Genomic DNA, 24,300 nt, shown 5'->3' with positions numbered 1-24,300 from the left:
ATTTTGCAATATTATCGAGCAGCAGTTTTGAAAAGATCGATATTGTCTAATGCTTTACCCGTTCCAATTGCTACGCAATCTAATGGGTCCTCTGCAACAAGAACTGGCATATTTGTTTCTTCACTAATAACTTTATCTAAGTTACGAAGCAATGCTCCACCACCTGTTAATACAATACCACGGTCCATAATATCTGCCGCTAATTCAGGTGGAGTTTTCTCTAACGTATTTTTAACTGACTCTACAATCGCATCTACTGTATCTTTTAATGCATCTGCAATTTCTTCTGGTTGAATTAGTACTGTTTTTGGTAAACCACTTACTAAATCACGACCGCGAATTTCCATCGGCTCAATACCTTCTGGCTCGCCTGCAGAACCGATTTCTAATTTTAATGCTTCTGCAGTTCTTTCACCGATCATTAAGTTGTAGCTTTTCTTAATGTACTGAATGATTGAATCATCCATATCATCACCAGCAACACGAACTGATTGACTTGTTACAATACCACCTAAAGAAATAATTGCAACTTCTGTTGTACCACCACCGATATCAACAACCATACTACCAGTTGGCTCCCAAACAGGTAAGTTCGCACCAATTGCTGCTGCAAATGGCTCTTCAATTGGGTATGCATCACGAGCGCCCGCTTGACGAGTCGCATCGATTACTGCACGTCTTTCTACAGCTGTAATACCAGATGGTACACATACCATTACGTATGGTTTACGTGAGAAAAATCCATTTGATTTTTGAGCTTGTTGAATATAATATTTCATCATTGTTGCTGTTGTTTCGTAATCAGCAATTACACCGTCTTTCATAGGACGAAGTGCCACTACGTTTCCTGGTGTACGACCAATCATTTGTTTTGCATCGCTACCTACCGCAACGATTTGTTTCGTATCAGTTTGTAATGCTACTACTGAAGGTTCACGTAAAACTACACCTTTTCCTTTCACATATACAAGCGTGTTCGCTGTTCCTAAATCTATTCCAAGATCGCGAGTAAATCCACCAAATCCAAACATATCATCTATCTTCCCTTCTTATTTTCACGGACTCATTTTTCTTACTTTATATTTATAAAAACAGTACGTTTTTTATATTTGTATCCTTTTTGTAGATAATTTTCTACAAAAAACTCATAAATCACATTATAAAACAAAATAAGTAAAAAGAATAGTCTTAAATATGACCTTTTTCCTTTAAACTCACGAATTTATGGTCACCTATTATGATATGATCAAGCACTTCAATTCCGATAATTCGACCACATTCTACTAATCGTTTTGTAACTTCAATATCTTCACGGCTCGGCGCCGGATCTCCTGAGGGATGGTTATGAAGACATATAATAGAGGCTGCTGCACGACGGAACGCTTCTTTAAAAACTTCCCTCGGGTGCACAATCGACGTATTTAAACTTCCAATAAAAATCGTTTGCCTATGTATAACTTGATTTTTCGTATTCAAATATAAACAAACAAAATGCTCCTGCTGCAAAAAACGCATTTCTTCCATCATATAGCTCGCACAATCTTCTGGACTTCGAATACTATATCTATTTTGATATTCTAAACGTACCATTCTTCTACCTAATTCGAAAGCAGCCACAAGCTGAGACGCCTTTACGATCCCAACACCATGAATGCTCATCATCTCTTCTAACGTTGCATCTTTCAACATTCGTAAGCCATCAAAATGATGTAAAATTTTGTCTGATAACATTAAAACCGTCTCTTCTTTAGAACCCGTTCTGAGTAAAACTGCAAGTAGTTCTCGATTCGATAAACTTCCAGCTCCTTCTAACAATAAACGCTCCCGTGGCTGTTCTTCTCTCACAACATCACGAATACCGTTCATCTCTCCACCCCTTTTTTACGATTTCTCCCAAAGAAAACCCCATGCAATTTTACGCATGGGTTACATCGCTATCAAACTGCTTTAATTCACGGACAAGACGCGCAATTGGCAATCCAACTACACTGTAGTAGTCCCCTTGAATATGCTGAACAAAAATAGACCCTTTACCTTGAATCCCATAGCTTCCTGCTTTATCAAGTGGTTCCTTCGATGCAACGTATACGTCAATTTCCTCTTCTGTTAATTCCCAAAATGTTACTTCTGTACGCTCATAAAAAGTTGCCGTTTTCTCTTTTGATATAATGGCAACACCTGTGTATACTTCATGTGTTTTCCCCGATAATAATCGTAACATTTCTTTCGCCTCAGCCTCATTAGACGGCTTTCCAAGAATATGCGAATCATATGTAACAATTGTATCTGCACCTATTACAACGTGATCACTATGATTTTCCGCCACAGCAGATGCTTTTTGCAAAGCAAGCGACATAACAATATCAGAAGGTGATGAATATGCACCAATCGTCTCTTCTACTTCACTAACAACAATTTCAAATGGCACATCAGCTAATTCAAGTAATTCCTTCCTCCGGGGTGATCCTGAAGCTAAAATAATTTTTCTCATATTTTCTCCTTCCTTTCTCATATGCAGCAGAACAATTCAAATCAATCGTATCAAAGGAATAGTTTCCCCACAAATTATAGAAATATCATTTTCTCTAAATAAAATAATGATTCTTTTTAAATGCGATTATATTCTGCCATAAAGAAAGCACTTTGCTCTAAATTCAAAAGAAAAGAAAGAAGTATACATACTTCTTTCTCCTTCATCTCATTATCTTATTATTTTCCTTTTTGTGAAACCATTTTTTCGTACGAAAGTAATCCATCCATAATAACTTGATTTAATTTAGCTACAGATTCCTTATCGCTCTTTCTTTCCTTAATCGTTTGCATAGCCACAGATGTATACGTATAAAGCTTCTTCGCATCTTCACGCTTCATACTCTTCCCTTCCTTTTCAATGGCTTGCCATTCTTTTTCAATCGCCTCTACATCTTTTGAATTACTCTTTCCACTAGTTTGTACGGTGGACACATATTTTGTTAAATGAGTATATAATGGCTGCACTTTCGCTAAAAACCCACCTACTTCCTTATCATTTTTGAGTAATGCTTTATCTGTAATATCCCAATTCTTTTTCAAAACTGAAACGCCATCTTGCTTATACTGATCTATTAATTGATTAACTACCTGTTCATCACTCGCAACTCCAACAACTAGCGCATACTTATCACCACTTGGTTTCAAAGCAGCAATACCTCCATTACTTTTCCACTCTTCAAGAGCGGCCTGTCCCTTTTCTTCAGAAGAATAAAGCCCTCCCTGAACAAAAAATAATTTCATTGGTTCTAATGAAGCCCCTTGCGCTTTTGGTTTTTCCTCTTTTGGTTCTGTCGTTCCGCCCACCTTTTTTTCCTCATTCCCCATCTGCTTCGAAGTTGTTGCCGTACTTTCTCCTGTTGTCCCTTGTCCCGTTAGCAAATGAAGCATCCCCATTCCAAATGCCGTACCAATAATAATTGCAGTTGCAACTATTACGATTAGTGTATTACTCCATTTCTTTCGGTATTTTCCCATATGCGCTGCCTTCGCTTTTTGAAACGGCACGACATTTTGCGGTCTTTCACTTTCTACTACCATCCATTCAAACTCATCTTTCTTCTTTTCCTCATACTTCGCTTCTGTTCCATTTACTTTCACCGAGATTGTTCGTGATTGCTTGTCCATACACTCACACCTCACCTCTTATCGTTGTCCGCATCATATCATATTCATTTCACAAAAAAACGAGATATTTGTCAGAGGAATTCGCCAAATTACCCTATATAATTATCTTATATGTATGCATTTGACTTCATTTGTAGAACAAAAAACTAGATAGCAAATACTATCTAGTTTTTCTTGCGAATATATTTTCGAACTTCAGAAATGAAATATAGAGAACCTGTTATGATGAAGACATCATTTTCTCCTATCATTTCAATCTTCGTATCAATTGCCTCTTTCCAATCTTCAAAAATTAATTTTGATTCTTTTTGTGAATACGATGCAAGTTTGTCAGCAGAAATAGCACGATCAAAAGCAAATGTCGTAAATATTATTTCATCAGCAATTTCTTCTAATTGTCCTACCATGTTATGCAACTGTTTGTCTCCAAGAGCAGTAAATAAAATTATTACATTTTTATCTTTATAATGTGCCTCTACCGTTTTCACAAGACTTTCAATACCTTCTGGATTATGAGCACCGTCTATTATAATATCTGGATTACTTTGTAACTTTTCAAATCGACCAATCCAGTACGCTTCTTGTAATCCAACCTTCATTTCCTCTTCATTAATTAAAAATGATAAATATGTTTTCAAATACATAATCGCCATAAGCGCTAGTGAAGCATTCCCTACTTGATGACTCCCTTTCATTGAAATCCGAACATCTTCAAACGAGGCAAATGGACAAGAAAAATCAAAATGTTCCCCATCTTCATTAGAATGTTTATGTAGTGATGTAAACTGTTTGCCAAGTTCATATACGTTTGCATGATTTTCCTTCGCAACTCTTTGAATTACTTGCAATGCTTCTTCATCTTGCACACCAGTAATAACCGGCACACCAGACTTAATAATCCCTGCTTTTTCATATGCAATTTCTCCTAGTGTATTTCCTAAAATATGCATATGATCGTGACCGATATTCGTAATAATCGTGAGAACAGGATGAATAACATTTGTAGAATCAAATCTTCCCCCAAGTCCCGTTTCAAATAAAACAACATCACAGAAATTAACTTTACCGAAATAACAAATTGCCATTACTGTAATAATTTCAAACTCTGTCGCTTCCCCTAAGTCCGTCTCATCTAATTTTTCAACGACTGGCTTTACCATATTTACAAGTTCTGCAATCTCTTCATCTGCAATTGGTGTTCCGTTTACACTTATACGTTCATTAAATGTTTCTATATAAGGAGATGTAAACGTTCCTACCTTATATTTTGCACCTTCTAACATGTAGCGCATATATGTTAAAGTTGAACCTTTTCCATTTGTGCCAGCAAGATGAACACATTTTATGTGACGCTCTGGATTTCCGAGCTCTTCTAGCATCCATCTCATTCTTTCTAATCCTGGTTTAATACCAAACTTCAATCGGCTATGAATCCATCCTATCGCTTCTTCGTATGTATGTATCACGTATGTTATTCCCCTTTCAAAAGACAACCTTCATAATTCTATTATACGCAAAGAAAAGAGACTCACCAATATAGTGAGTCTCTGAAAAACATTTTTATTTCTCTAGGTCAGCTAGACGTTGACGAACCGCTTCACGTTTTTCTAGATAATCTTGCTCTTTCGCACGCTCTCCATCAATAACTGCTGCAGGAGCTTTCGCTACGAATCCTTGGTTTGAAAGTTTCTTCTGTACACGTTCTACTTCTTTATCGAATTTCTCAAGTTCTTTTTCAAGACGAGCTTTCTCTTCATCAAGATTGATAAGATCAGCTAACGGTAAGAATAACTCTGCACCTGATACGATTGCAGTCATCGCTTTTTCTGGCGCTTGTAAATCAGTTTTAATTGTTAATTCACTTGGATTACAGAAACGCTCAATGTAAGAGCTGTTTTTCGTAAGTTGAGCTAGTACCGCCTCGTCTTTTGCTTTAATTTGCATTTGAACTTTTTTACTCATTGGCGTATTTACTTCTGCACGGATGTTACGAACAGAGCGAATGATATCAACTAGAAGGTGCATTTCTGCTGCCGCCTCTTTATCTTGTAAATCTTCGCGAACTGTTGGCCATGCAGCTACTGTAATAGACTCACCTTCATGTGGTAAGTGTTGCCAAATTTTCTCTGTTACAAATGGCATGAATGGGTGTAATAGACGCATTGTTTGGTCTAATACGTAAGCTAAAATAGAACGAGTTGTTTTCTTAGCTGCTTCATCTTCACCATATAGTGGAAGTTTCGCCATCTCAATGTACCAGTCACAGAAATCATCCCAGATGAAGTTGTATAATGAACGACCAGCTTCACCGAACTCATATTTATCCATGTTACGTGTTACACTTTCGATTGTTTCGTTTAAGCGAGTTAAAATCCACTTATCTGCAACTGATTTTTCACCAGTTAAATCAATTTCTTCATACTTCATATCATCCATGTTCATTAATACGAAACGTGATGCGTTCCAAATTTTATTAATGAAGTTCCAAGTAGATTCTACTTTCTCCATGCTGAAACGTAAATCTTGGCCTGGTGCACTTCCTGTTGATAAGAAGTAACGCATTGCATCTGCACCGTACTTCTCGATAACATCCATCGGGTCGATGCCGTTACCAAGAGATTTACTCATTTTACGTCCTTGCTCATCACGAACTAAACCGTGAATTAATACATCTTTAAATGGACGCTCTCCCGTAAACTCTAAACCTTGGAAAATCATACGAGATACCCAGAAGAAGATAATGTCATAACCAGTTACTAGTGCATCTGTTGAATAGTAACGTTTAAAGTCTGCTGCATCTTCGTTTGGCCAACCAAGTGTTGAGAATGGCCATAAAGCTGAACTGAACCATGTATCAAGTACGTCATTATCTTGATTCCAGTTTTCAATATCTGCTGGCGCTTCTGTACCTACGTATACTTCACCAGTTTCTTTATGATACCAAGCTGGAATGCGGTGTCCCCACCATAATTGACGAGAAATACACCAGTCATGAATGTTTTCCATCCAGCGTAAGTATGTGTTTTCAAAACGCTCTGGTACGAACGTTACTTTTTCTTCTTCTTTTTGTTGAAGTTCTACCGCTTTTTCTGCAAGTGGAGCCATTTTTACGAACCATTGTGTTGATAAGTAAGGCTCAACAACTGCACCGCTACGCTCACTATGACCTACTGAGTGCATATGAGGCTCGATTTCTACTAATACGCCAGCTTCTTGTAAGTCTTTCACTAACGCTTTACGGCATTCGAAACGATCCATACCGTTGTACTTACCAGCTTTTTCGTTCATCGTTCCATCTTCGTTCATTACTAAAATACGTGGTAAGTCATGACGGTTACCTACTTCAAAGTCATTCGGGTCATGAGCTGGTGTAATTTTTACAACGCCTGTTCCGAAGTCTTTTTCTACGTATTCATCAGCAATAATCGGAATCTCACGGCCTACGATTGGAAGTGTAACTGTTTTTCCGATTAAATGTTTGTAACGATCATCTTCTGGGTGTACTGCTACTGCTGTATCACCAAGCATCGTTTCTGGACGAGTTGTTGCAAGACGAATGTGACCAGAACCATCTGTTAACGGATAGTTCATATGGTAGAACGCACCTTGAACTTCTTTATGAATTACTTCAATATCAGAAAGAGCCGTGCGTGTTGCTGGGTCCCAGTTGATAATATATTCACCGCGGTAAATTAAGCCTTTTTCGTATAATTGAACGAATACTTTATTAACCGCATCGGATAAACCTTCATCTAATGTGAAACGTTCGCGAGAATAGTCTAGTCCTAAACCAACTTTCCCCCATTGTTGACGAATGTGAGAAGCGTACTCTTCTTTCCATTCCCAAGCTTTTTCAAGGAACTTCTCACGGCCAAGATCGTAACGTGAAATACCTTCTTCACGAAGTTTTCCTTCTACTTTCGCTTGTGTTGCGATACCAGCATGGTCCATTCCTGGAAGCCATAATACATCGTAACCTTGCATACGCTTTGTACGAGTTAAAATATCTTGAAGCGTCGTATCCCAAGCATGACCTAAGTGCAACTTACCAGTTACGTTTGGCGGTGGGATTACGATTGTATAAGGTTGTTTCTTTTCATCTCCTGTTGCTTCGAAATATTTGCCTTCAAGCCACCATTGATAAAGGCCTTCTTCAACGGACATATGATCATATTTAGTTGGTAAATTCTTTTCCGTGTTTGACATTATTTTCCCTCCTTAAAATAAAAAATGTCCCTCATCCAAAAAAGGACGAGGGACATCGCGGTACCACCTTTATTTACAAACAAATTCAGAATTTGCTTATACTCTTAATTTGATAACGGACAAATCCGTCTTTTCCTAATGAGAATCATTCCGTTCAGAAAAGATGCTCCAGGGCTACCTTCTAACATAACTATCTAGAGAATCTCTCAGCTAATGATTCCCCTCTCTGAAGACGTTTCATGTTATACTCTTCCCCTTCAATGCATTTATATGATTGTTAATTATTATATACAATAGTGTAAAAAACGAAACCTTATTCGTCAAGATAAATTTGAGACTACGACTTTTATCTCACAAAAAAAGACAAGCAGAGCACGCCCTACTTATCTTCTTTATCCGTTCCCTTGCTGGGCAGCTTGTAATTGTGAAAGGAAATATTCTGTATTGCTAACGAGCCAATGCGATTGTTGCAGGCTTTTCACTCCGCGGAGCTCATTTTCTTCATTACGACTCTGTCTTCTTTTCGTATAAGACTCAATTTGCCGAATAAAATGCGATGGGTACGTCATATACGCAAACATAAGAAGTTGCTCCTCTTTCGTAAACGGAAAATTTTTTTGATACATTTGATACCATTCAAAGCGGTCACTCCGTGCAATTGGATATGTGTTCAAAGATCTTGAATAAAAGCTAACGATATCTTGTACGGGTGTGGCAAACTGTGATTTTTCTAAACTAATAAAATAACCGTTTCGTTCATAATCAAATAAAAAATGGTTAAGCGATACATTTCCGTGAACGAAGGTAATACGTGTTTTTTCCTTTTCTTTCATTGCATCATGCCATTCATTTAATTGTTTCGTTGCGAACTCACGTGCTCTCATAACATGGTGATAATACGTACAATATTGTAATTCAAATGGAGACATATACCACTTCGCTTCAGATTCTACAAGAAACTCTTCTAACATCTCACCATCATTTTCCCAGCGTTCCGATATATTCGTATAATGCTTTTCTAAATCTTCTTCTGTATAAGTCTCCTCTTTCACCGTTTTTTGATGCAACATTCCAAGTGTCTGGAACATTTTATGATATTGATCATTATCCTCGCCGTTGCCTTCTACACGTTCTAACCAAGGCATTAAATAATAACTATACGTCCCATCACTTAAAATATAGTTCCCGTCCGTCGCATGATATATAGGTACATAATTCGAAAAACCTTTCTCCTTCAAGTATTGAATGTGATGCAAAAAGTTATTCCGCTCTAATTTCCTATCTTGTATTCTCTTTAACGCATACGGACCTTGATTCGTATAAATTTTCATTACACTTCCGTGCTCTTCCATATGCTGAGTGTCCAATCTATATTGCTTCACAATGGGTTCATAGCGATTTCGTAATTCAATATCCATACGAATAACCCTTTCTTATTCAAAACATAGCTTCTAGGAAAAGAAAAGAGGTGAGTGAAAAAAACTCACTCACTTATTTCACCTTTGCTTTTGAAACAGGAATATATATAATTTGCCCTGTAGTTAAATATATATCTTCTGTTTGATTTACACGGTATAGGTTTTGTACAGACGTTTCATAACGTTCTGCAACTGATTCAATTGTATCTCCTTCTTGTACGAAATACATTCTTAACTTCGTAAATTCTTCTTCTGGTTCTTTCGTAAATATTTTCGTTAAATAAAGTGCGTTTTCATCTCGCTGCGAGTAAGCTTCTTCCTCTTGCGCTTCCTGCTTTTTCGCTTTCTCTTTCTTAAAATCTTTTCTTCCGAACAATTCAAACTGTGGCGCTTTTTCTTGCTCCTCTTCACGCGCCACATTCTCAAACTCCTCGACTTCGACTTCGACTTCCTCTTCCTCTATTTCCTGCTCTTTCCTTTCTTCTAGCTGGAACGGTTCAAATGCGTAATCTTCCCATCCATCTGATTCTTTATAAGCTGATACTTCTTCAAGCTGCGCTGGTCTACTTTCCTCTTCTTCAGCTTGAGTATCCTCTTCTAACTCAGCATATCCCTCTTCTTCCTCTTCTTCCTCAATTCTTTCTTCATCACATAAACCTGAAATGGATATATCCGCTAATAGTTGTAAGCAACCATGTTCCTTTAACTCATAATCAAATTCCTCGATTGATACATATAACTCTTCAATTACTTTCACTCGATTTCTTGGAATTGATATTTCGAGTGGAAAGGAATGGACAAGCTCATTAACCCCGTCTTCCCTTGTTTCTACATAATCAATTGCCTTTGCTGGTGATAGTTCCCTTAATGAATAAGCTGAATCATCTTGCCTTGCAACGTACTCTCCCGTTAAATCTAATTGCCCTCTCACGATAACTTCATGATCGAGTTCTTCTATCTCAACGTCTGGATCTAACGAAATTGACAAAAGTTCTTCGACTTCCTGTCCTTTTTGGAACCAAACAGATTCTTTTAACGAAAATCGTAATGAATGATCTGTTGCCACTTCTTTTCCCCCTCCCAAACTATATGTCATTACAGATTTATGTTTCTGAAGACCACTTTATGAATAAAAAAAATCGCTCCCCTTATGGAGAGCGATTTTCTCTAAGAAATTATGCTTTTAATTTTGACATTGCAATTTCAGCCGCCGCAATTGTCGCTTCAATATCTGCATCACTATGTGCTGTCGATAAGAATAAACCTTCAAATTGAGAAGGTGGTAAAAATACACCTTGTTCTACCATTTCACGATAGTAAGCTGCAAAGAATTCTAAATTCGAAGATTTTGCTGCATCGTAATTGATTACAGGCTCATCTGTAAAGAAAATACCAATCATAGAGCCTGCGCGGTTAATATGATGAGGAATGCCATGTTTTTCAGCCGCTTTACGTAATCCAGCCTCTAACATTTCTGCTTTACGCTCAAATTCCACGTACGATTCTGGTGTTAACTGTACTAACGTTTCATAACCTGCTGCCATTGCAAGTGGATTACCTGATAATGTACCCGCTTGGTAAATCGGTCCGCTTGGCGCAACCTGACGCATAATTTCTGCTTTACCACCGTATGCTCCTACCGGTAAACCACCACCGATTACTTTACCTAAACAAGTTAAATCAGGTGTTACGCCGTAGTAACCTTGTCCACAGTTGTAAGCAACGCGGAATCCTGTCATTACTTCATCAAAAATAAGCAGTGAACCGTTTTGCTCTGTCACTTCACGAAGTCCTTCTAAAAATCCTGGTTGCGGAGGAACAACCCCCATATTTCCTGCCACTGGTTCTACAATTACACAAGCGATGTCATCACCGAATTGTTCGAAAGCATATTTTACACTTTCTAAATCGTTATACGCTACTGTAATCGTATTTTTCGCTACACCTTCTGGTACACCAGGGCTATCTGGTAAACCTAACGTCGCTACACCCGAACCTGCTTTAATTAATAAAGAATCACCATGACCGTGATAACAACCAATGAATTTCAAAATTTTGTTACGCCCTGTATAACCACGTGCTAAACGTAGCGCACTCATTGTCGCCTCTGTTCCAGAGTTAACCATACGTACTATCTCAATCGATGGCACGCGCTCAATAACAAGTTTTGCTAGTTTATTTTCAATTTCTGTTGGTGCACCAAAGCTTGTTCCTTTTTCAGCAACAGCTTTTAAAGCCTCAACAACACGATCGTTCGCATGACCATGAATTAAAGGTCCCCACGATAATACGTAATCGATGTATTCATTACCATCGATATCATATACTTTAGAGCCTTTTCCACGCTCCATAAACAATGGATTCATACCAACAGACTTAAAAGCACGAACAGGACTATTTACGCCCCCAGGCATTAAATCTTGTGCCTCTTCAAATGCTGCAATCGATTTATCAAACTTTTTCATTATTTAGCGCCCCCTTCTTGTAACCATCTTGCTGCGTCTTTCGCATGATACGTAATAATTAAGTCTGCTCCTGCGCGCTTCATGCTTATTAATTTCTCTAATACAACTTCTTTTTCGTTAATCCAGCCATTTTGTGCTGCTGCTTTAATCATAGAATATTCACCACTTACATTGTAAGCTACGACTGGTAAGTTAAAGTTATTTTTCACATCACGAACAATATCTAAGTAAGAAAGAGCTGGTTTTACAATTAAGAAATCGGCCCCTTCCATTACATCTGATTCTGCTTCACGGAATGCTTCCATACGATTTGCTGGGTCCATTTGATATGTTTTACGATCACCGAACTGCGGTGCACCATGTGCTGCATCACGGAACGGTCCGTAAAATGCTGATGAATATTTCACAGCGTACGACATAACTGGTACGTGTGAAAAACCATTTTCATCTAACGCGTGACGAATTGCCGTTACAAATCCATCCATCATATTAGATGGAGCAATAATGTCTGCTCCTGCTTTCGCTTGGCTTACAGCTGTTTTTGCAAGAACTGCAAGAGACTCATCATTTAAAATAACGCCATCTTCAATAACACCGCAATGACCATGGCTTGTGAATTGGCATAAACATGTATCTGCAACTACTACTAGCTCAGGGAACTCATCTTTAATTTGTTTAATTGCAAGTTGTACAATTCCATGCTCACAATATGCTGATGACCCAACTTCATCCTTTTCAGCAGGTAAACCAAATACAATAACAGAACGAATACCTAAATCAACAACTTCTTGCATTTCAGCTTGCAATAAATCTAAAGAGATTTGATATACGCCTGGCATAGAAGGAACTTCATTACGAGTATTTTCTCCTTCTAATACAAAAATAGGGTAAATAAAATCTTCTGTATGTAAAAAAGTTTCACGCACAAGCGCACGCATGCCCCCGCTTTGTCTTAAACGACGATGACGATTAAATTGTAAAGAATTCATAGATTTCTATCCCCATTCTTTTATTTTGATTATGCATGTAAAGTAGATTCACAAATGCAGTGTATTAACGATTCTATTGTGTATTCTTCCGGTACGATAACATCTGAGAAATAGCTCCTTGCCTCTTTTGCTGTTATCGGTCCTATACAAGCAATTGTACATTTTTTTGTCCATTCTCTCCAGTTTGTACCCTCGAGTAAATGAACAAAACTATCAACAGTTGAAGGGCTCGTAAATGTAATAATATTTACTTTCCCTAATTTCAATGCAGTTATAAGCTCTTGCTTTTTCCCTACATTCGCTTTCGTACCGTATACGATTAGCTCATCTAGAAAAACACCAAACTCCCTTAACTTTACCGGGATTACATCTCTTGCTAAGTTCCCTTTCGGAAATAAAATGCGTTCGTTTCCACTTAACTCTTTTACAAACTCCTCTGCAAATGCCTCAGCGACAAATGACGATGGAATAAAATGAACTTCATAGCCTCTTTTTTCCAACTCTAATTTTGTTTTCACACCTACTGCAGCAATTTTAATAGCTAAAGGTATTTTCTTTCTCAAACCATCCAGAAAAAAAGTTACACCATTTTTACTCGTAAAAATAACCCAGTCATACGAATGTAGTTGCCTTGTTGCACGTTGAATTTGTTGCTGAGATGTGCCTTCCATACGCAAAAGCGGAATTTCCAATGGAATTCCGCTCCTTTCTTTCACCGCTACACTCATTTGTTTCGCTTGATGCTGGGCACGTGTAATCAATACTGTTTTGCCAGCGAGAGCATCCATATTTATTGTTGCTCCTTATTTGCAGCAAGGATGAGCTCTTTTGCTCCTTGTTTAATTAAACGGTCTGCAGCTTCTAATCCTACTTGCTCTGGATCAGTTCCTAATACTGTCTCTTTCAATAAAACAGAACCGTCCATAGAACCGACAAGCGCAGTTAATTCAATTGCATCATTTTCTTTAAGGGTTGCATATCCAGCGATTGGAACTTGGCATCCACCTTCAAGTTTATGAAGGAATACTCGCTCTGCTGCCACTGTTTTTTCTGTTACTGCATCATTAATATGTGATAACAACTCCAGTAAATCCTTATCGTCTTCACGACACTCAATCGCTAATGCACCTTGTCCTACGGCTGGTACACATAACGTTTCATCTAAATGTTCTGTAATAACTTCATCATCCCAGCCCATTCTCTGTAATCCAGCTGTCGCTAAAATAATTGCATCGTAATCTTCATCTTTCAACTTACGTAAGCGTGTATCGATGTTTCCACGAATCCACTTCACTTGTAAATCTGGTCTCGCAGCTAGTAGTTGTGCACTACGTCTCAAGCTACTCGTCCCTAATATCGCCCCTTCCGCTAAGTCTTTAAACGATTCTCCGTTTTTAGAAATAAAAGCATCACGAGGGTCAACACGCTTTGGTGTACAACCAATCGTTAATCCTTCTGGCAGTACAGCCGGCATATCTTTCATACTATGTACAGCCATATCAATTTCTTTCGTCAGTAACGCGTGTTCAATTTCCTTTACAAATAAACCTTTTCCGCCTACTTTTGAAAGAGTAACGTCTAAAATAACATCACCTTTTGTAACGATTTCTTTCACTTCAAATTCATATGGTAAGCCGAACGCTTTTAACTGATCGATAAACCAATTTGTTTGTGTTAATGCTAGTTTACTCTTTCGTGAACCTACAATAATTTTGCGCATAATTCTCTCTCCTCATTATAAATACCAAAAGTGGAAATTAGATAAACTGCTTAATAGAAAAATGTTAACTAGCATTACGAGAAATGCCCCGATATTCCACTGCACAATTTTCTTACCTTGCAACACATCTGCCGCTCGTAAATATAAGCCTGCACAATATGTAAATAGGACGACAAAAGACCCGATTACTTTCGTATCATACCAATGGAAATTATCCAACTTTGTATATCCCCATATGCACCCTAATATAATTGCTAATAAGAAAAACGGAACAGAAAATAAATTTAATCCATAAGACATAGATTCAAGCTTCGGCAAATTTCCTAATCTTCTTAATCTCGCATTCCATTTTTTCTTTTTTAATAGCCGATATTGCAATAAATACATAATAGAAAAAATAAACGATACAGTAAACGTTGCATAGGAAATAATCGCCATACCGACATGCACGTATACAAGTTCTGACACTAATTGTTCTGCAAGTACTGGCGACATCTTTCCAAGCGGTGTAAAAATAGAAAAAGCGCTTACGCCAAATGCGACAACGTTTGTAAAAAAGACTAAAAAGTCAATTCGCATAAATCGATTAATGATTAATGACATCGTAATCAATAACCAAACATAAAAATAAATCCCTGATAATAAAGTTAAAATGGGATTCGTTTCTGAATCAGTAGCCCTAAGCAACATAAAAATAGACTGCAGAACCCATACAATCGAAAGTAACCAAAAAGCAAATCGATTCGCCTTTCGGTTACTTTGGAAATAATCTATAAAATATAAACTAATGCTACAAGCATATAAAATAATTGCAATATGATAAATAATACTGTTATTTAAAAAACTCATCCGATCATCCTTCCAAATTATAAAGATGGAACGGATGGTGTCCACGCTCTTTTATGTTCTACTTCTTCCGTATCTTCTGCGGTTTCTTCCGCTTCTAAATCAAAAATCTTCGCAAATAGAGCTAATTTTTCGTCAGCTCCCTCTTCAGCAGCTAGTTCTTTAGCTACTAAAATTGGGTCTTTTAACAATTGATTAATAATACTTTTCGTATGTTTACTAATTACTTTTTTCTCACGATCACTAAGAGTTGGTATTTTTCGCTCAAGACTTTCCATCGTGTCACTTTGAATTGCTAGCGCTTTATCACGAAGAGCAGATATTAACGGTACAACACCAAGCGTACTTAACCACGTTTTAAATAACACAATTTCCTCTTCAATCATAAATTGAATTTTCTCTGCTTCTTTCAAACGTTCAGCACGGTTTGCTTCCACTACACCTTGCAGATCATCGATATCATATAAGAAAGAGCCTTCTAGTTCATCAATTGCAGGATCAATATCACGTGGTACTGCAATGTCAACCATAAATAACGGACGACCAGAGCGCATTTTCTCTACTTTCGTCATCATCTCTTTCGTAATGACATATTCTGATGCACCAGTTGAACTAATTAAAATATCTGCTTCTAATAATGCACATTGCAATTCACTTAAAGGCTTTGCATGTCCCATATATTTCTCAGCCATCACTTCCGCTTTCGTAAGCGTCCTATTCATAACTGTTACTTTACGAGCTCCACTTCCGTATAAGTTTTGCAATGCAAGTTCACCCATCTTACCAGCACCAAGAATAAGTACATGACAATCTGTTAACTCGCCAAATATTTTCTTTCCAAGCTCAACAGCAGCATAACTAACAGACATCGCACTTCCACCAATTGTCGTTTCTGAGTGCGCACGTTTTGCTAATGTAACCACTTGCTTAAACAATTCATTAAAAATTGTACCTGTCGCTTTTACTTGTTGTGCTTCTAAAAAGCTATCTTTTATTTGACCTAAAATCTGTGTCTCTCCAACAACCATAGAATCTAAACCGCATGTTACGCGGAATAAATGATCTATTGCGCCATCTTGTTCAAAAATAGACAAGTATGGTGCGACTTCTTCTATTTCAAGCTGAAACCAATCAGCTAAAAACTTCTTAATGTAATACCGTCCCGTGTGTAATTGATCCACAACAGCGTAAATCTCAGTGCGATTACAAGTTGATACAATGACATTTTCTAGCACGCTCTTTTGATTTTGTAATGTAGTCATTGCTTGCTCTAGCTCTGCTGCCTGAAATGTGAGTTTCTCACGAAATTCTACAGGGGCTGTTCGATAATTTACACTAACAACAAGAATATGCACGCAGCATGTCCCCCTTCACCCGTTTTATCACTTTATCTACTATCATAATACAACTTTCCTCTTATGAATCTGACAATCGTGTGAACAATCGATTGTTTTTATATATTCTCCGTATGTAGTACAGGAGATTCAGTAAATCTTATGAAATAACTTTCTACTTTATAATAATTATAAAATAATAACTCTATTTGTACGTTACCAAAAAAAGTCCTCATAATCAAGTGATGGAAACTATTCCATATTAATTATACCATCATCTTTTCTATCTTCTTTCATAACGAAGGAAAATATGTATGATTGTTCCAAAATATAGCACTCACTTTCTCAATACAATGTATTTGACATTGTATTTCTTTTTCGTTATATTAATTTTACAAAATTAAATTGTACACAATTTAAAAAGGAAGGAGTTACTCATGAAAAAAGATTCTTTGCATCTAGATAAACAACTTTGTTTTTCTATTTACGCTTGTTCAAGAGAAGTTACCCGTTTTTACCGACCATATTTAGAAGAAATGGGCATTACGTACCCCCAGTACATTACTTTACTCGTACTATGGGAACAAGACGGACTAACAGTAAAAGAAATTGGAGAACGTCTATTTTTAGATTCTGGTACTTTAACACCTATGTTAAAACGGATGGAATCATTAAAACTTGTAAAACGTGTTCGTTCAAAGGAAGACGAGCGAAAAGTTTGTATCGAATTAACGGAACAAGGTAAAGATTTAAAAGAAAAGGCTTGTTCATTACCGACAACGATGGCTACAAATTTAGGAATTACAGAACAAGAATATCGTTCTTTATTAATCCAATTAAATAAATTAATTGAAACCATGAAAATAATTAATGATAGAAAAGGGGAATAAACATGGATAAATTATATACAGCTTCAGTAACAGCAACAGGTGGAAGAAATGGGAAAGTAGTTTCAGATGATGGCATATTAAATCTTGATGTGAAAATGCCAAAGGCACTAGGTGGCGTAGGCGGAGAGGCAACAAATCCAGAACAACTATTTGCAGCTGGTTATGCAGCTTGCTTTGATAGTGCATTACAACTTGTCATTCGTACAAAACGTGTGAAAGTGGAAAGTACAGAAGTTACTGCACACGTTTCTATCGGTAAAGATACAGATGGTGGTTTCGGACTATCTGCTGTACTTGATGTACATGTCGCTGGCGTTTCTCATGCCGAAGCACAAGAACTTGTAGAAGCTGCTCACGGTGTATGTCCTTACTCTAAAGCAACAAGAGGAAATATTGAAGTTACATTAAACGTACGCTAAAAAGTTACGTAAATAAAAAAACGCGCGACATTCGTCACGCGTTTTTTGTTTTTGTCATTTTATGAATTGCTTTCCATGCCTCTTCTTTTCCAAGTCCTGTTTCAGAAGAGAATAGAACGATTTCATCGCCAATTTCAACAGCAAGCGTTTCTTTTACAACTTTTAAATGCTTTTGCCATTTCCCTTTCGGAATTTTATCGGCCTTCGTTGCAATAATGATTGTTGGGATTTCATAATGCTTTAAGAAATCATACATCATCACGTCATCTTTTGTTGGTTGGTGACGTAAATCAACTACTAATACAGCAGCGTCTAATTGCTCACGTGTTGTAAAGTAAGTTTCAATCATCTTACCCCATGCCGCACGCTCCGATTTAGATACTTTCGCATATCCATAACCTGGAACGTCAACAAAATGCATCATTTCATTGATTAAGAAAAAGTTCAGCGTTTGCGTTTTTCCTGGTTTAGAAGAAATACGTACTAACTTTTTACGATTTAAAATTTTATTAATAAAGGAAGACTTCCCGACATTAGAACGACCCGCCAAGGCAATTTCTGGTAAATCACTGTCTGGATATTGTTCCGGTTTAACAGCACTAATTACAATATCTGCTTTTGTTACTTTCATTGTTTCACTCCTACTAATGCGTGCTCCAATACTTCGTCTAAATGAGATGCAAGCACAAACGTAAGGTTTTCTTTTACGCTCTCTGGAATATCATCTAAATCTTTCTCGTTCTCTGCTGGCAAAATAATTTTTGTTAAGCCTGCGCGGTGAGCACTTAATGTTTTTTCTTTCAAACCACCAATTGGTAATACACGACCACGAAGTGTAATTTCACCTGTCATACCAACTTCTTTACTTACAGGAATACCTGTTAGTGCCGAAATAAGTGCCGTTGCCATCGTAATACCTGCTGACGGTCCATCTTTTGGAACCGCTCCTTCTGGAACATGAATATGAATATCGTTTTTCTCATGGAAATCCGGATCAATATGAAGCTCTTCTGCACGAGAACGAATATAGCTAAACGCTGCTTGTGCGGATTCTTTCATAACATCCCCAAGTTTCCCTGTTAAAATTAATTTCCCTTTTCCTGGTGCTACAGACACTTCAATTGCAAGTGTATCTCCACCAGCTGCTGTGTAAGCTAAACCTGTCGCCATACCAACTTGGTCTGTTTTTTCAGCTTGCCCATAACGGAATATGTGCTTACCAAGTAAATCAACAACATTTTTTTCCGTTACAACAATGCGCTTGCGTTCTGCTGTAACAATAATTTTTGCTGCTTTACGACAAACTTTTGCAATTTGACGCTCTAATGTACGAACACCAGCCTCGCGCGTATAATAACGAATAATTTCAAGAAGCGCTTCATCACGCACTTGTAAATTACCTTTTCGTAAGCCGTGCTCTTTTAATTGTTTCGGCAGTAAATGCTCACGAGCAATGTGCACCTTTTCAAGTTCTGTATAACCAGCAATCGAAATGATTTCCATTCGATCCAGAAGAGGGCCTGGAACACTTGCAAGTGTATTCGCAGTTGCAACGAACATAACTTTCGATAAATCATATGGCTCTTCAATGTAATGATCACTGAAGTTATGATTTTGTTCTGGATCTAACACTTCAAGTAATGCCGCTGATGGGTCTCCTCTAAAATCATTAGACATTTTATCAATCTCATCTAATAAGAAGACTGGATTAACTGTTTTCGCCTTTTTCATACCTTGAATAATACGTCCTGGCATCGCTCCTACATATGTACGACGGTGACCACGAATTTCAGATTCATCACGTACACCACCAAGAGATACACGAACAAAATTACGATTCAATGATGTTGCAATAGAACGCGCTAATGAAGTTTTCCCGACCCCAGGAGGTCCTACTAAGCAAAGGATAGGTCCTTTTAATGAATTCGTTAACTTCTGTACAGCTAAATATTCAAGTACGCGCTCTTTCACTTTTTCAAGACCGTAATGATCTTTGTTCAAAATCTCTTCAGAATGAGCAAGATCAATTAAATCTTCTGTCGCTTCAGTCCACGGAAGTGCTAATAACCAATCAATATAATTGCGAATTACGCCGCTCTCCGCAGAACTTGCTGGTAACTTTTCATAGCGATCTAATTCTTTCAGTGCAGCCTTCATTGTTTCTTCAGGCATTCCCGACTGTTCGATTTTCTCACGAAGTTCTTCAACTTCCCCGCCCTTGCCTTCTTTATCACCAAGTTCAGTTTGAATCGCCTTCATTTGCTCACGTAGGAAATATTCTTTTTGCGTGCGCTCCATTGAACGTTTCACTTTTTGTCCAATTTTCTTTTCTAGGCTAAGTAATTCTTGTTCATCTTGAATAATTGAAATAAGTGTATGTAATCGTTCTTTCACAGATACAATCTCTAAAATCTCTTGTTTCTGCTTCGTTTTAATCGGCAAGTGAGAAGCAATTAAATCAGCTAGTCTTCCTGGTTCTTCTACATCAGCTACCGTTGCAAATGTTTCATTTGAAACTTTTTTCGAAACTTTAATATATTGTTCGAAATGCTCCAGTAACGTACGCATAAGAGCCTTCTCTTCTAAATCATCTTCTACTTCTTCAGTTACCGTTCTAATAGAAACTTGTACTACATTTTCTTCTTCAATAAACTCTATTACTTCTGCTCTATGTAAACCTTCTACAAGGACACGAAGCGTACCGTTCGGCAATTTTAACATTTGCTTCACTTTCGCCACTGTACCTACACTATATATGTCATCTTCTTTCGGATCGTCGATATTCATTTCTTTTTGCATTGCTAAAAAGATGATATTTTCATCCATTGCCGCCTGCTCTAGTGCTTGTATCGATTTATCACGTCCTACATCAAGATGCAGAACCATCGTTGGATATACGAGAACGCCTCTTAATGGTAGGAGGGGCACGATTCTTTCGTTCGCATTCATACTAGACATAGCACCTCCATAATAAATTAAACTCCTGTTCAACTATTTTATATTACAATACATCTAGATGCAATTGCAGAGATTCTTCGTAATTGTAAATCCCCTGTTTTTTTCTGCCTCATGAAAAGAAAAAGAACTCCGCTTAAGCATACAAACTTAAACGAAGTCTGGCAAATTTTATTATTATTTATTCTCACATTGATTGTGCATCTGTTTCGTCCAAAGTATTATGTACATCAAGCTCACGATGCTTGTTTTCCTGCATAAATGTTAGCTCAAATACTTCTTTTAGTTTGCGAACGGGAATGATTTCAATTCCCTTAATAGTATACAAAAATGGTTGCATGTTTTCCGCAGGAATGATGACTTTCTTAGCTCCTGCTTTTTTCGCAGCTTTTATTTTTGCGTACACACCACCAATAGGCTTCACCTCTCCGTGGATACTTATCTCACCTGTCATCGCTACTTCATTGTTCACATACGTACGATGCACCGCTGAATAGACACCTGTTGCCATAGCAATCCCTGCCGAAGGACCATCAATCGGGATACCACCTGGAAAATTAATATGTATATCATACCCTTCTGGCAACACATCTAGAGAACGAAGTACTGTTAACACATTATCAACAGAACCTTTCGCCATACTTTTTCGACGAATCGATTTCGTTTGGCTACCAATACTTTCCTCTTCTACAATTCCAGTTACATTTACTGACCCTTTATCTTTCGCAGGAATAGCTGTTACCTCAATTTCTAATAACGCGCCTGTATTCGGTCCATATACAGCAAGCCCGTTTACAAGACCAATCCTTGGAATTGGATAAATACGTTTTTCGTACTTTGGTGTAAGTTGACTCGAATGAACAACCCACTCAATATCTTCATCTTTAATGAAAGAACGTTCTTCATTTATCGCCATACCAGTAGAAATTTGCACGAGATTAATTGCTTCCCGTCCATTTCTTGCATACATTCCAATCATTTCAATACCGTTTTCACCTATTTGCATTTCCACCTTATCAGCTGCATTTTTAGCTACCTTTTGGATTTCTTCTGTATCTAATTCACGGAAGAACACTTCTAAACAACGCGACCGAATTGCAGGTGGAATCTCCTCTGGTGAACGTGTCGTTGCACCAACTAGGCGAAAATCTGCTGGTAAACCTTTTTGAAAAATATCATGTATATACGTTGGGATCATCGAATTTTCTTCACTATAGTACGCACTTTCCAAAAATACTTTCCGATCTTCTAACACCTTTAGCATTTTGTTCATTTGAATCGGATGTAATTCACCAATCTCATCAATGAACAAAATACCACCATGTGCATCTGTTACAGCCCCTTTTTTCGGTTGTGGGATACCCGCTTGCCCCATTGCACCCGCTCCTTGATAGATCGGATCATGCACTGAACCAATTAAAGGATCTGCAATACCACGTTCATCAAACCTAGCTGTCGTCGCATCAAGTTCGATAAATGTTGCATTCGTACGAAATGGAGATTTCGGATTTCGTTTTGCTTCTTCTAATACAAGGCGTGCTGCCGCTGTCTTTCCGACACCTGGCGGACCATATATGATCACATGTTGCGGATTAGGACCACAAAGAGCCGCTTTTAACGACTTAATTCCGTCTTCTTGCCCTACAATGTCTAAAAAGGATGTAGGACGTACCTTTTCCGCAAGTGGCTCTGTTAAAGAAATCTCACGCATTTTACGAAGTTGCTCTAATTCTTTTTTCGATTCTCGATCAATTGAAACTTTTTGTGTTCGCTGATTTCGAAGTAAATGCCAAAAATACAATCCGACAATTACGCCAAAAACAAGTTGAACAAGTAAAAATATATTTGTCCAGCTCATAATTCATTTCCTCCCGCTATGTTTTATCTTTTAGTATTTCCTGGGAGGAATAGTGCTAAACATAAAGAAAAACAGCAATTATAAAAATTGCTGTTTCTCCTTCACATTATGCAGATGTTTTTGTATCAAGTACAGTACCATCTTGTAACACCAATTTCGGTGGCTCATTATCAGCTACTGTTTCTTTTGTAAGAATACACTTCTCGATATCTTTGCGAGATGGAAGTTCGAACATTACATCAAGCATTAAGCCTTCAATAATTGAACGAAGTCCACGAGCACCTGTTTTACGTTCAATTGCTTTTTTCGCAATCTCAATCAGTGCACCTTCTTCAAACTCTAACTCAACATCGTCAAGCTCCAATAGTTTTTGGAATTGCTTAACAAGTGCATTTTTGGGTTTAGTTAAAATATCTACAAGAGCATCTTCATCAAGCGGCTCTAGGTTCGCAATAACTGGAAGACGACCGATAAACTCCGGAATTAAACCGAATCTTAAAAGGTCCTCTGGTAAAACGTGAGATAAAACATGCTTCTCGTTTACATCAGCATTTTTCTTCTCAGAACCAAATCCAATTACTTTTTCACCAAGGCGGCGTTTAATAATTGGCTCGATGCCATCAAACGCTCCACCACAAATGAATAAGATATTCGTTGTATCAATTTGAATAAACTCTTGATGCGGGTGCTTACGGCCACCTTGAGGTGGAACGCTTGCTACAGTACCTTCTAAAATTTTCAGAAGTGCCTGCTGTACACCTTCACCAGATACATCACGTGTAATTGATGGATTTTCGGACTTACGTGCCACTTTATCAATCTCATCAATATAAATGATTCCTTTTTCCGCTTTCTCTACATCATAATCAGCCGCTTGGATTAATTTTAGTAAGATGTTTTCTACATCTTCCCCAACATATCCAGCTTCTGTTAAAGATGTTGCGTCCGCGATCGCAAATGGAACATTTAAAATACGCGCTAATGTTTGTGCCAATAATGTTTTACCACTACCAGTTGGCCCAATAAGTGAAATATTACTCTTCGCTAATTCTACATCATCAATTTTGCTGTTAGAATTAATGCGTTTGTAATGGTTATATACCGCTACCGCTAGTGCTTTTTTCGCGTTATCTTGTCCGATGACATACTCATCTAAGATTTCACGAATTTCTACCGGTTTCGGTACATCTTTGAATTCTACTTCTTCATCCTTCGCAAGCTCCTCTTGTACAATTTCAGTACAAAGCTCGATACACTCGTCACAAATGTAAACACCTGGACCTGCAACTAACTTACGAACTTGCGTCTGTGTTTTACCACAGAAAGAACATTTTAATTGCCCTTTTTCATCATTAAATTTAAACATATTTTCACACCCCTTACAAAGTGCTAACCTCTTGCCTTCGTATGTACACGATAAATGTATCGTATGTAAATACATATTATGTCACTACGCGGCGAGAAATACAAATAATATGACTAGTTATGTACAGATAAAATTTTTTGAAACTTTTGAAATATGTATATTCGACTTATAAAGGAA

20 protein-coding genes and 1 other annotated feature are annotated in these 24,300 nt (G+C 37.6%); of the genes, 2 read left to right on the top strand and 18 right to left on the bottom strand.

Annotation, left to right across the window (positions count from 1 at the left end; all coding sequences use genetic code 11):
- Positions 1-11 precede the first annotated feature (11 nt).
- The 14 genes from mreB to hemA form a co-directional block, all read right to left on the bottom strand.
- Positions 12-1,031, bottom strand: coding sequence for a cell shape-determining protein MreB (gene mreB / locus BAU28_RS10525; protein ID WP_000466737.1), 1,020 nt, complete (start codon positions 1,029-1,031; stop codon positions 12-14).
- 157 nt (positions 1,032-1,188) lie between these two features.
- Positions 1,189-1,866, bottom strand: a complete 678-nt coding sequence (radC, locus tag BAU28_RS10520; protein WP_002173621.1) for a DNA repair protein RadC — start codon at positions 1,864-1,866, stop codon at positions 1,189-1,191.
- Positions 1,867-1,915: 49 nt separating this feature from the next.
- On the bottom strand, positions 1,916-2,491 hold the full coding sequence (locus BAU28_RS10515) for a Maf family protein (protein ID WP_071718532.1): 576 nt from the start codon (positions 2,489-2,491) through the stop codon (positions 1,916-1,918).
- 218 nt (positions 2,492-2,709) lie between these two features.
- The gene (locus BAU28_RS10510) at positions 2,710-3,657 is read right to left on the bottom strand and encodes a stage II sporulation protein B (RefSeq protein ID WP_071718531.1); all 948 of its coding nucleotides are present in this window, start codon (positions 3,655-3,657) and stop codon (positions 2,710-2,712) included.
- Between the two features lie 164 nt (positions 3,658-3,821).
- The gene (locus tag BAU28_RS10505; RefSeq protein ID WP_048372988.1) at positions 3,822-5,123 is read right to left on the bottom strand and encodes a bifunctional folylpolyglutamate synthase/dihydrofolate synthase; all 1,302 of its coding nucleotides are present in this window, start codon (positions 5,121-5,123) and stop codon (positions 3,822-3,824) included.
- A 94-nt stretch (positions 5,124-5,217) separates the two neighbouring features.
- Entirely contained in the window at positions 5,218-7,863 is a 2,646-nt protein-coding gene (locus tag BAU28_RS10500) for a valine--tRNA ligase (RefSeq protein WP_071718530.1), read from the bottom strand.
- A gap of 38 nt (positions 7,864-7,901) precedes the next feature.
- Positions 7,902-8,133 (bottom strand) — a binding site (T-box leader).
- A gap of 122 nt (positions 8,134-8,255) precedes the next feature.
- Positions 8,256-9,281, bottom strand: coding sequence for a spore coat protein YsxE (ysxE, locus tag BAU28_RS10495; protein WP_071718529.1), 1,026 nt, complete (start codon positions 9,279-9,281; stop codon positions 8,256-8,258).
- Between the two features lie 73 nt (positions 9,282-9,354).
- Positions 9,355-10,377, bottom strand: a complete 1,023-nt coding sequence (gene spoVID / locus BAU28_RS10490; protein ID WP_116500354.1) for a stage VI sporulation protein D — start codon at positions 10,375-10,377, stop codon at positions 9,355-9,357.
- 79 nt (positions 10,378-10,456) lie between these two features.
- On the bottom strand, positions 10,457-11,746 hold the full coding sequence (gene hemL, locus BAU28_RS10485; RefSeq protein WP_002173628.1) for a glutamate-1-semialdehyde 2,1-aminomutase: 1,290 nt from the start codon (positions 11,744-11,746) through the stop codon (positions 10,457-10,459).
- The gene (gene hemB / locus BAU28_RS10480) at positions 11,746-12,735 is read right to left on the bottom strand and encodes a porphobilinogen synthase (RefSeq protein WP_002173629.1); all 990 of its coding nucleotides are present in this window, start codon (positions 12,733-12,735) and stop codon (positions 11,746-11,748) included. The genes hemL and hemB overlap by 1 nt, the downstream gene beginning before the upstream one ends.
- Before the next feature lie 29 nt (positions 12,736-12,764).
- Positions 12,765-13,523, bottom strand: coding sequence for a uroporphyrinogen-III synthase (hemD, locus tag BAU28_RS10475; protein ID WP_071718527.1), 759 nt, complete (start codon positions 13,521-13,523; stop codon positions 12,765-12,767).
- Between the two features lie 2 nt (positions 13,524-13,525).
- On the bottom strand, positions 13,526-14,455 hold the full coding sequence (gene hemC, locus BAU28_RS10470) for a hydroxymethylbilane synthase (RefSeq protein WP_002173631.1): 930 nt from the start codon (positions 14,453-14,455) through the stop codon (positions 13,526-13,528).
- A gap of 15 nt (positions 14,456-14,470) precedes the next feature.
- Positions 14,471-15,304 (bottom strand): cytochrome c biogenesis protein, encoded by an 834-nt coding sequence (locus tag BAU28_RS10465; RefSeq protein ID WP_002173632.1) that lies wholly within the window; start codon positions 15,302-15,304, stop codon positions 14,471-14,473.
- Between the two features lie 17 nt (positions 15,305-15,321).
- Positions 15,322-16,656 (bottom strand): glutamyl-tRNA reductase, encoded by a 1,335-nt coding sequence (gene hemA / locus BAU28_RS10460; protein WP_048372977.1) that lies wholly within the window; start codon positions 16,654-16,656, stop codon positions 15,322-15,324.
- A gap of 416 nt (positions 16,657-17,072) precedes the next feature.
- On the opposite strand from hemA, the gene BAU28_RS10455 reads away from it, so the two are divergent.
- Positions 17,073-17,525, top strand: coding sequence for a MarR family winged helix-turn-helix transcriptional regulator (locus BAU28_RS10455; RefSeq protein ID WP_025147503.1), 453 nt, complete (start codon positions 17,073-17,075; stop codon positions 17,523-17,525).
- 2 nt (positions 17,526-17,527) lie between these two features.
- Positions 17,528-17,944, top strand: a complete 417-nt coding sequence (locus tag BAU28_RS10450; protein WP_025147504.1) for an organic hydroperoxide resistance protein — start codon at positions 17,528-17,530, stop codon at positions 17,942-17,944.
- Positions 17,945-17,978: 34 nt separating this feature from the next.
- Here BAU28_RS10450 and ysxC read toward each other — a convergent pair whose 3' ends face one another.
- From ysxC to clpX, 4 genes are all read right to left on the bottom strand, one after another.
- Positions 17,979-18,575 (bottom strand): ribosome biogenesis GTP-binding protein YsxC, encoded by a 597-nt coding sequence (ysxC, locus tag BAU28_RS10445; RefSeq protein ID WP_048372976.1) that lies wholly within the window; start codon positions 18,573-18,575, stop codon positions 17,979-17,981.
- Entirely contained in the window at positions 18,572-20,902 is a 2,331-nt protein-coding gene (gene lon, locus BAU28_RS10440; RefSeq protein ID WP_071718526.1) for an endopeptidase La, read from the bottom strand. Before lon ends, ysxC begins: the two co-directional genes overlap by 4 nt.
- Positions 20,903-21,086: 184 nt before the next feature.
- Positions 21,087-22,757: an ATP-dependent protease LonB gene (gene lonB / locus BAU28_RS10435; protein WP_025147506.1), complete on the bottom strand. Its 1,671-nt coding sequence runs from the start codon at positions 22,755-22,757 to the stop codon at positions 21,087-21,089.
- Between the two features lie 106 nt (positions 22,758-22,863).
- A complete protein-coding gene (gene clpX, locus BAU28_RS10430; protein WP_000472286.1) occupies positions 22,864-24,123 on the bottom strand; it encodes an ATP-dependent protease ATP-binding subunit ClpX in 1,260 nt (419 codons plus the stop codon).
- Between the last annotated feature and the right edge of the window lie 177 nt (positions 24,124-24,300).

This window comes from Bacillus paramycoides, from assembly GCF_001884235.1.
GTDB classification, from domain to species: domain Bacteria; phylum Bacillota; class Bacilli; order Bacillales; family Bacillaceae_G; genus Bacillus_A; species Bacillus_A paramycoides.
This window is presented reverse-complemented; position numbering and strand designations above follow the sequence as displayed.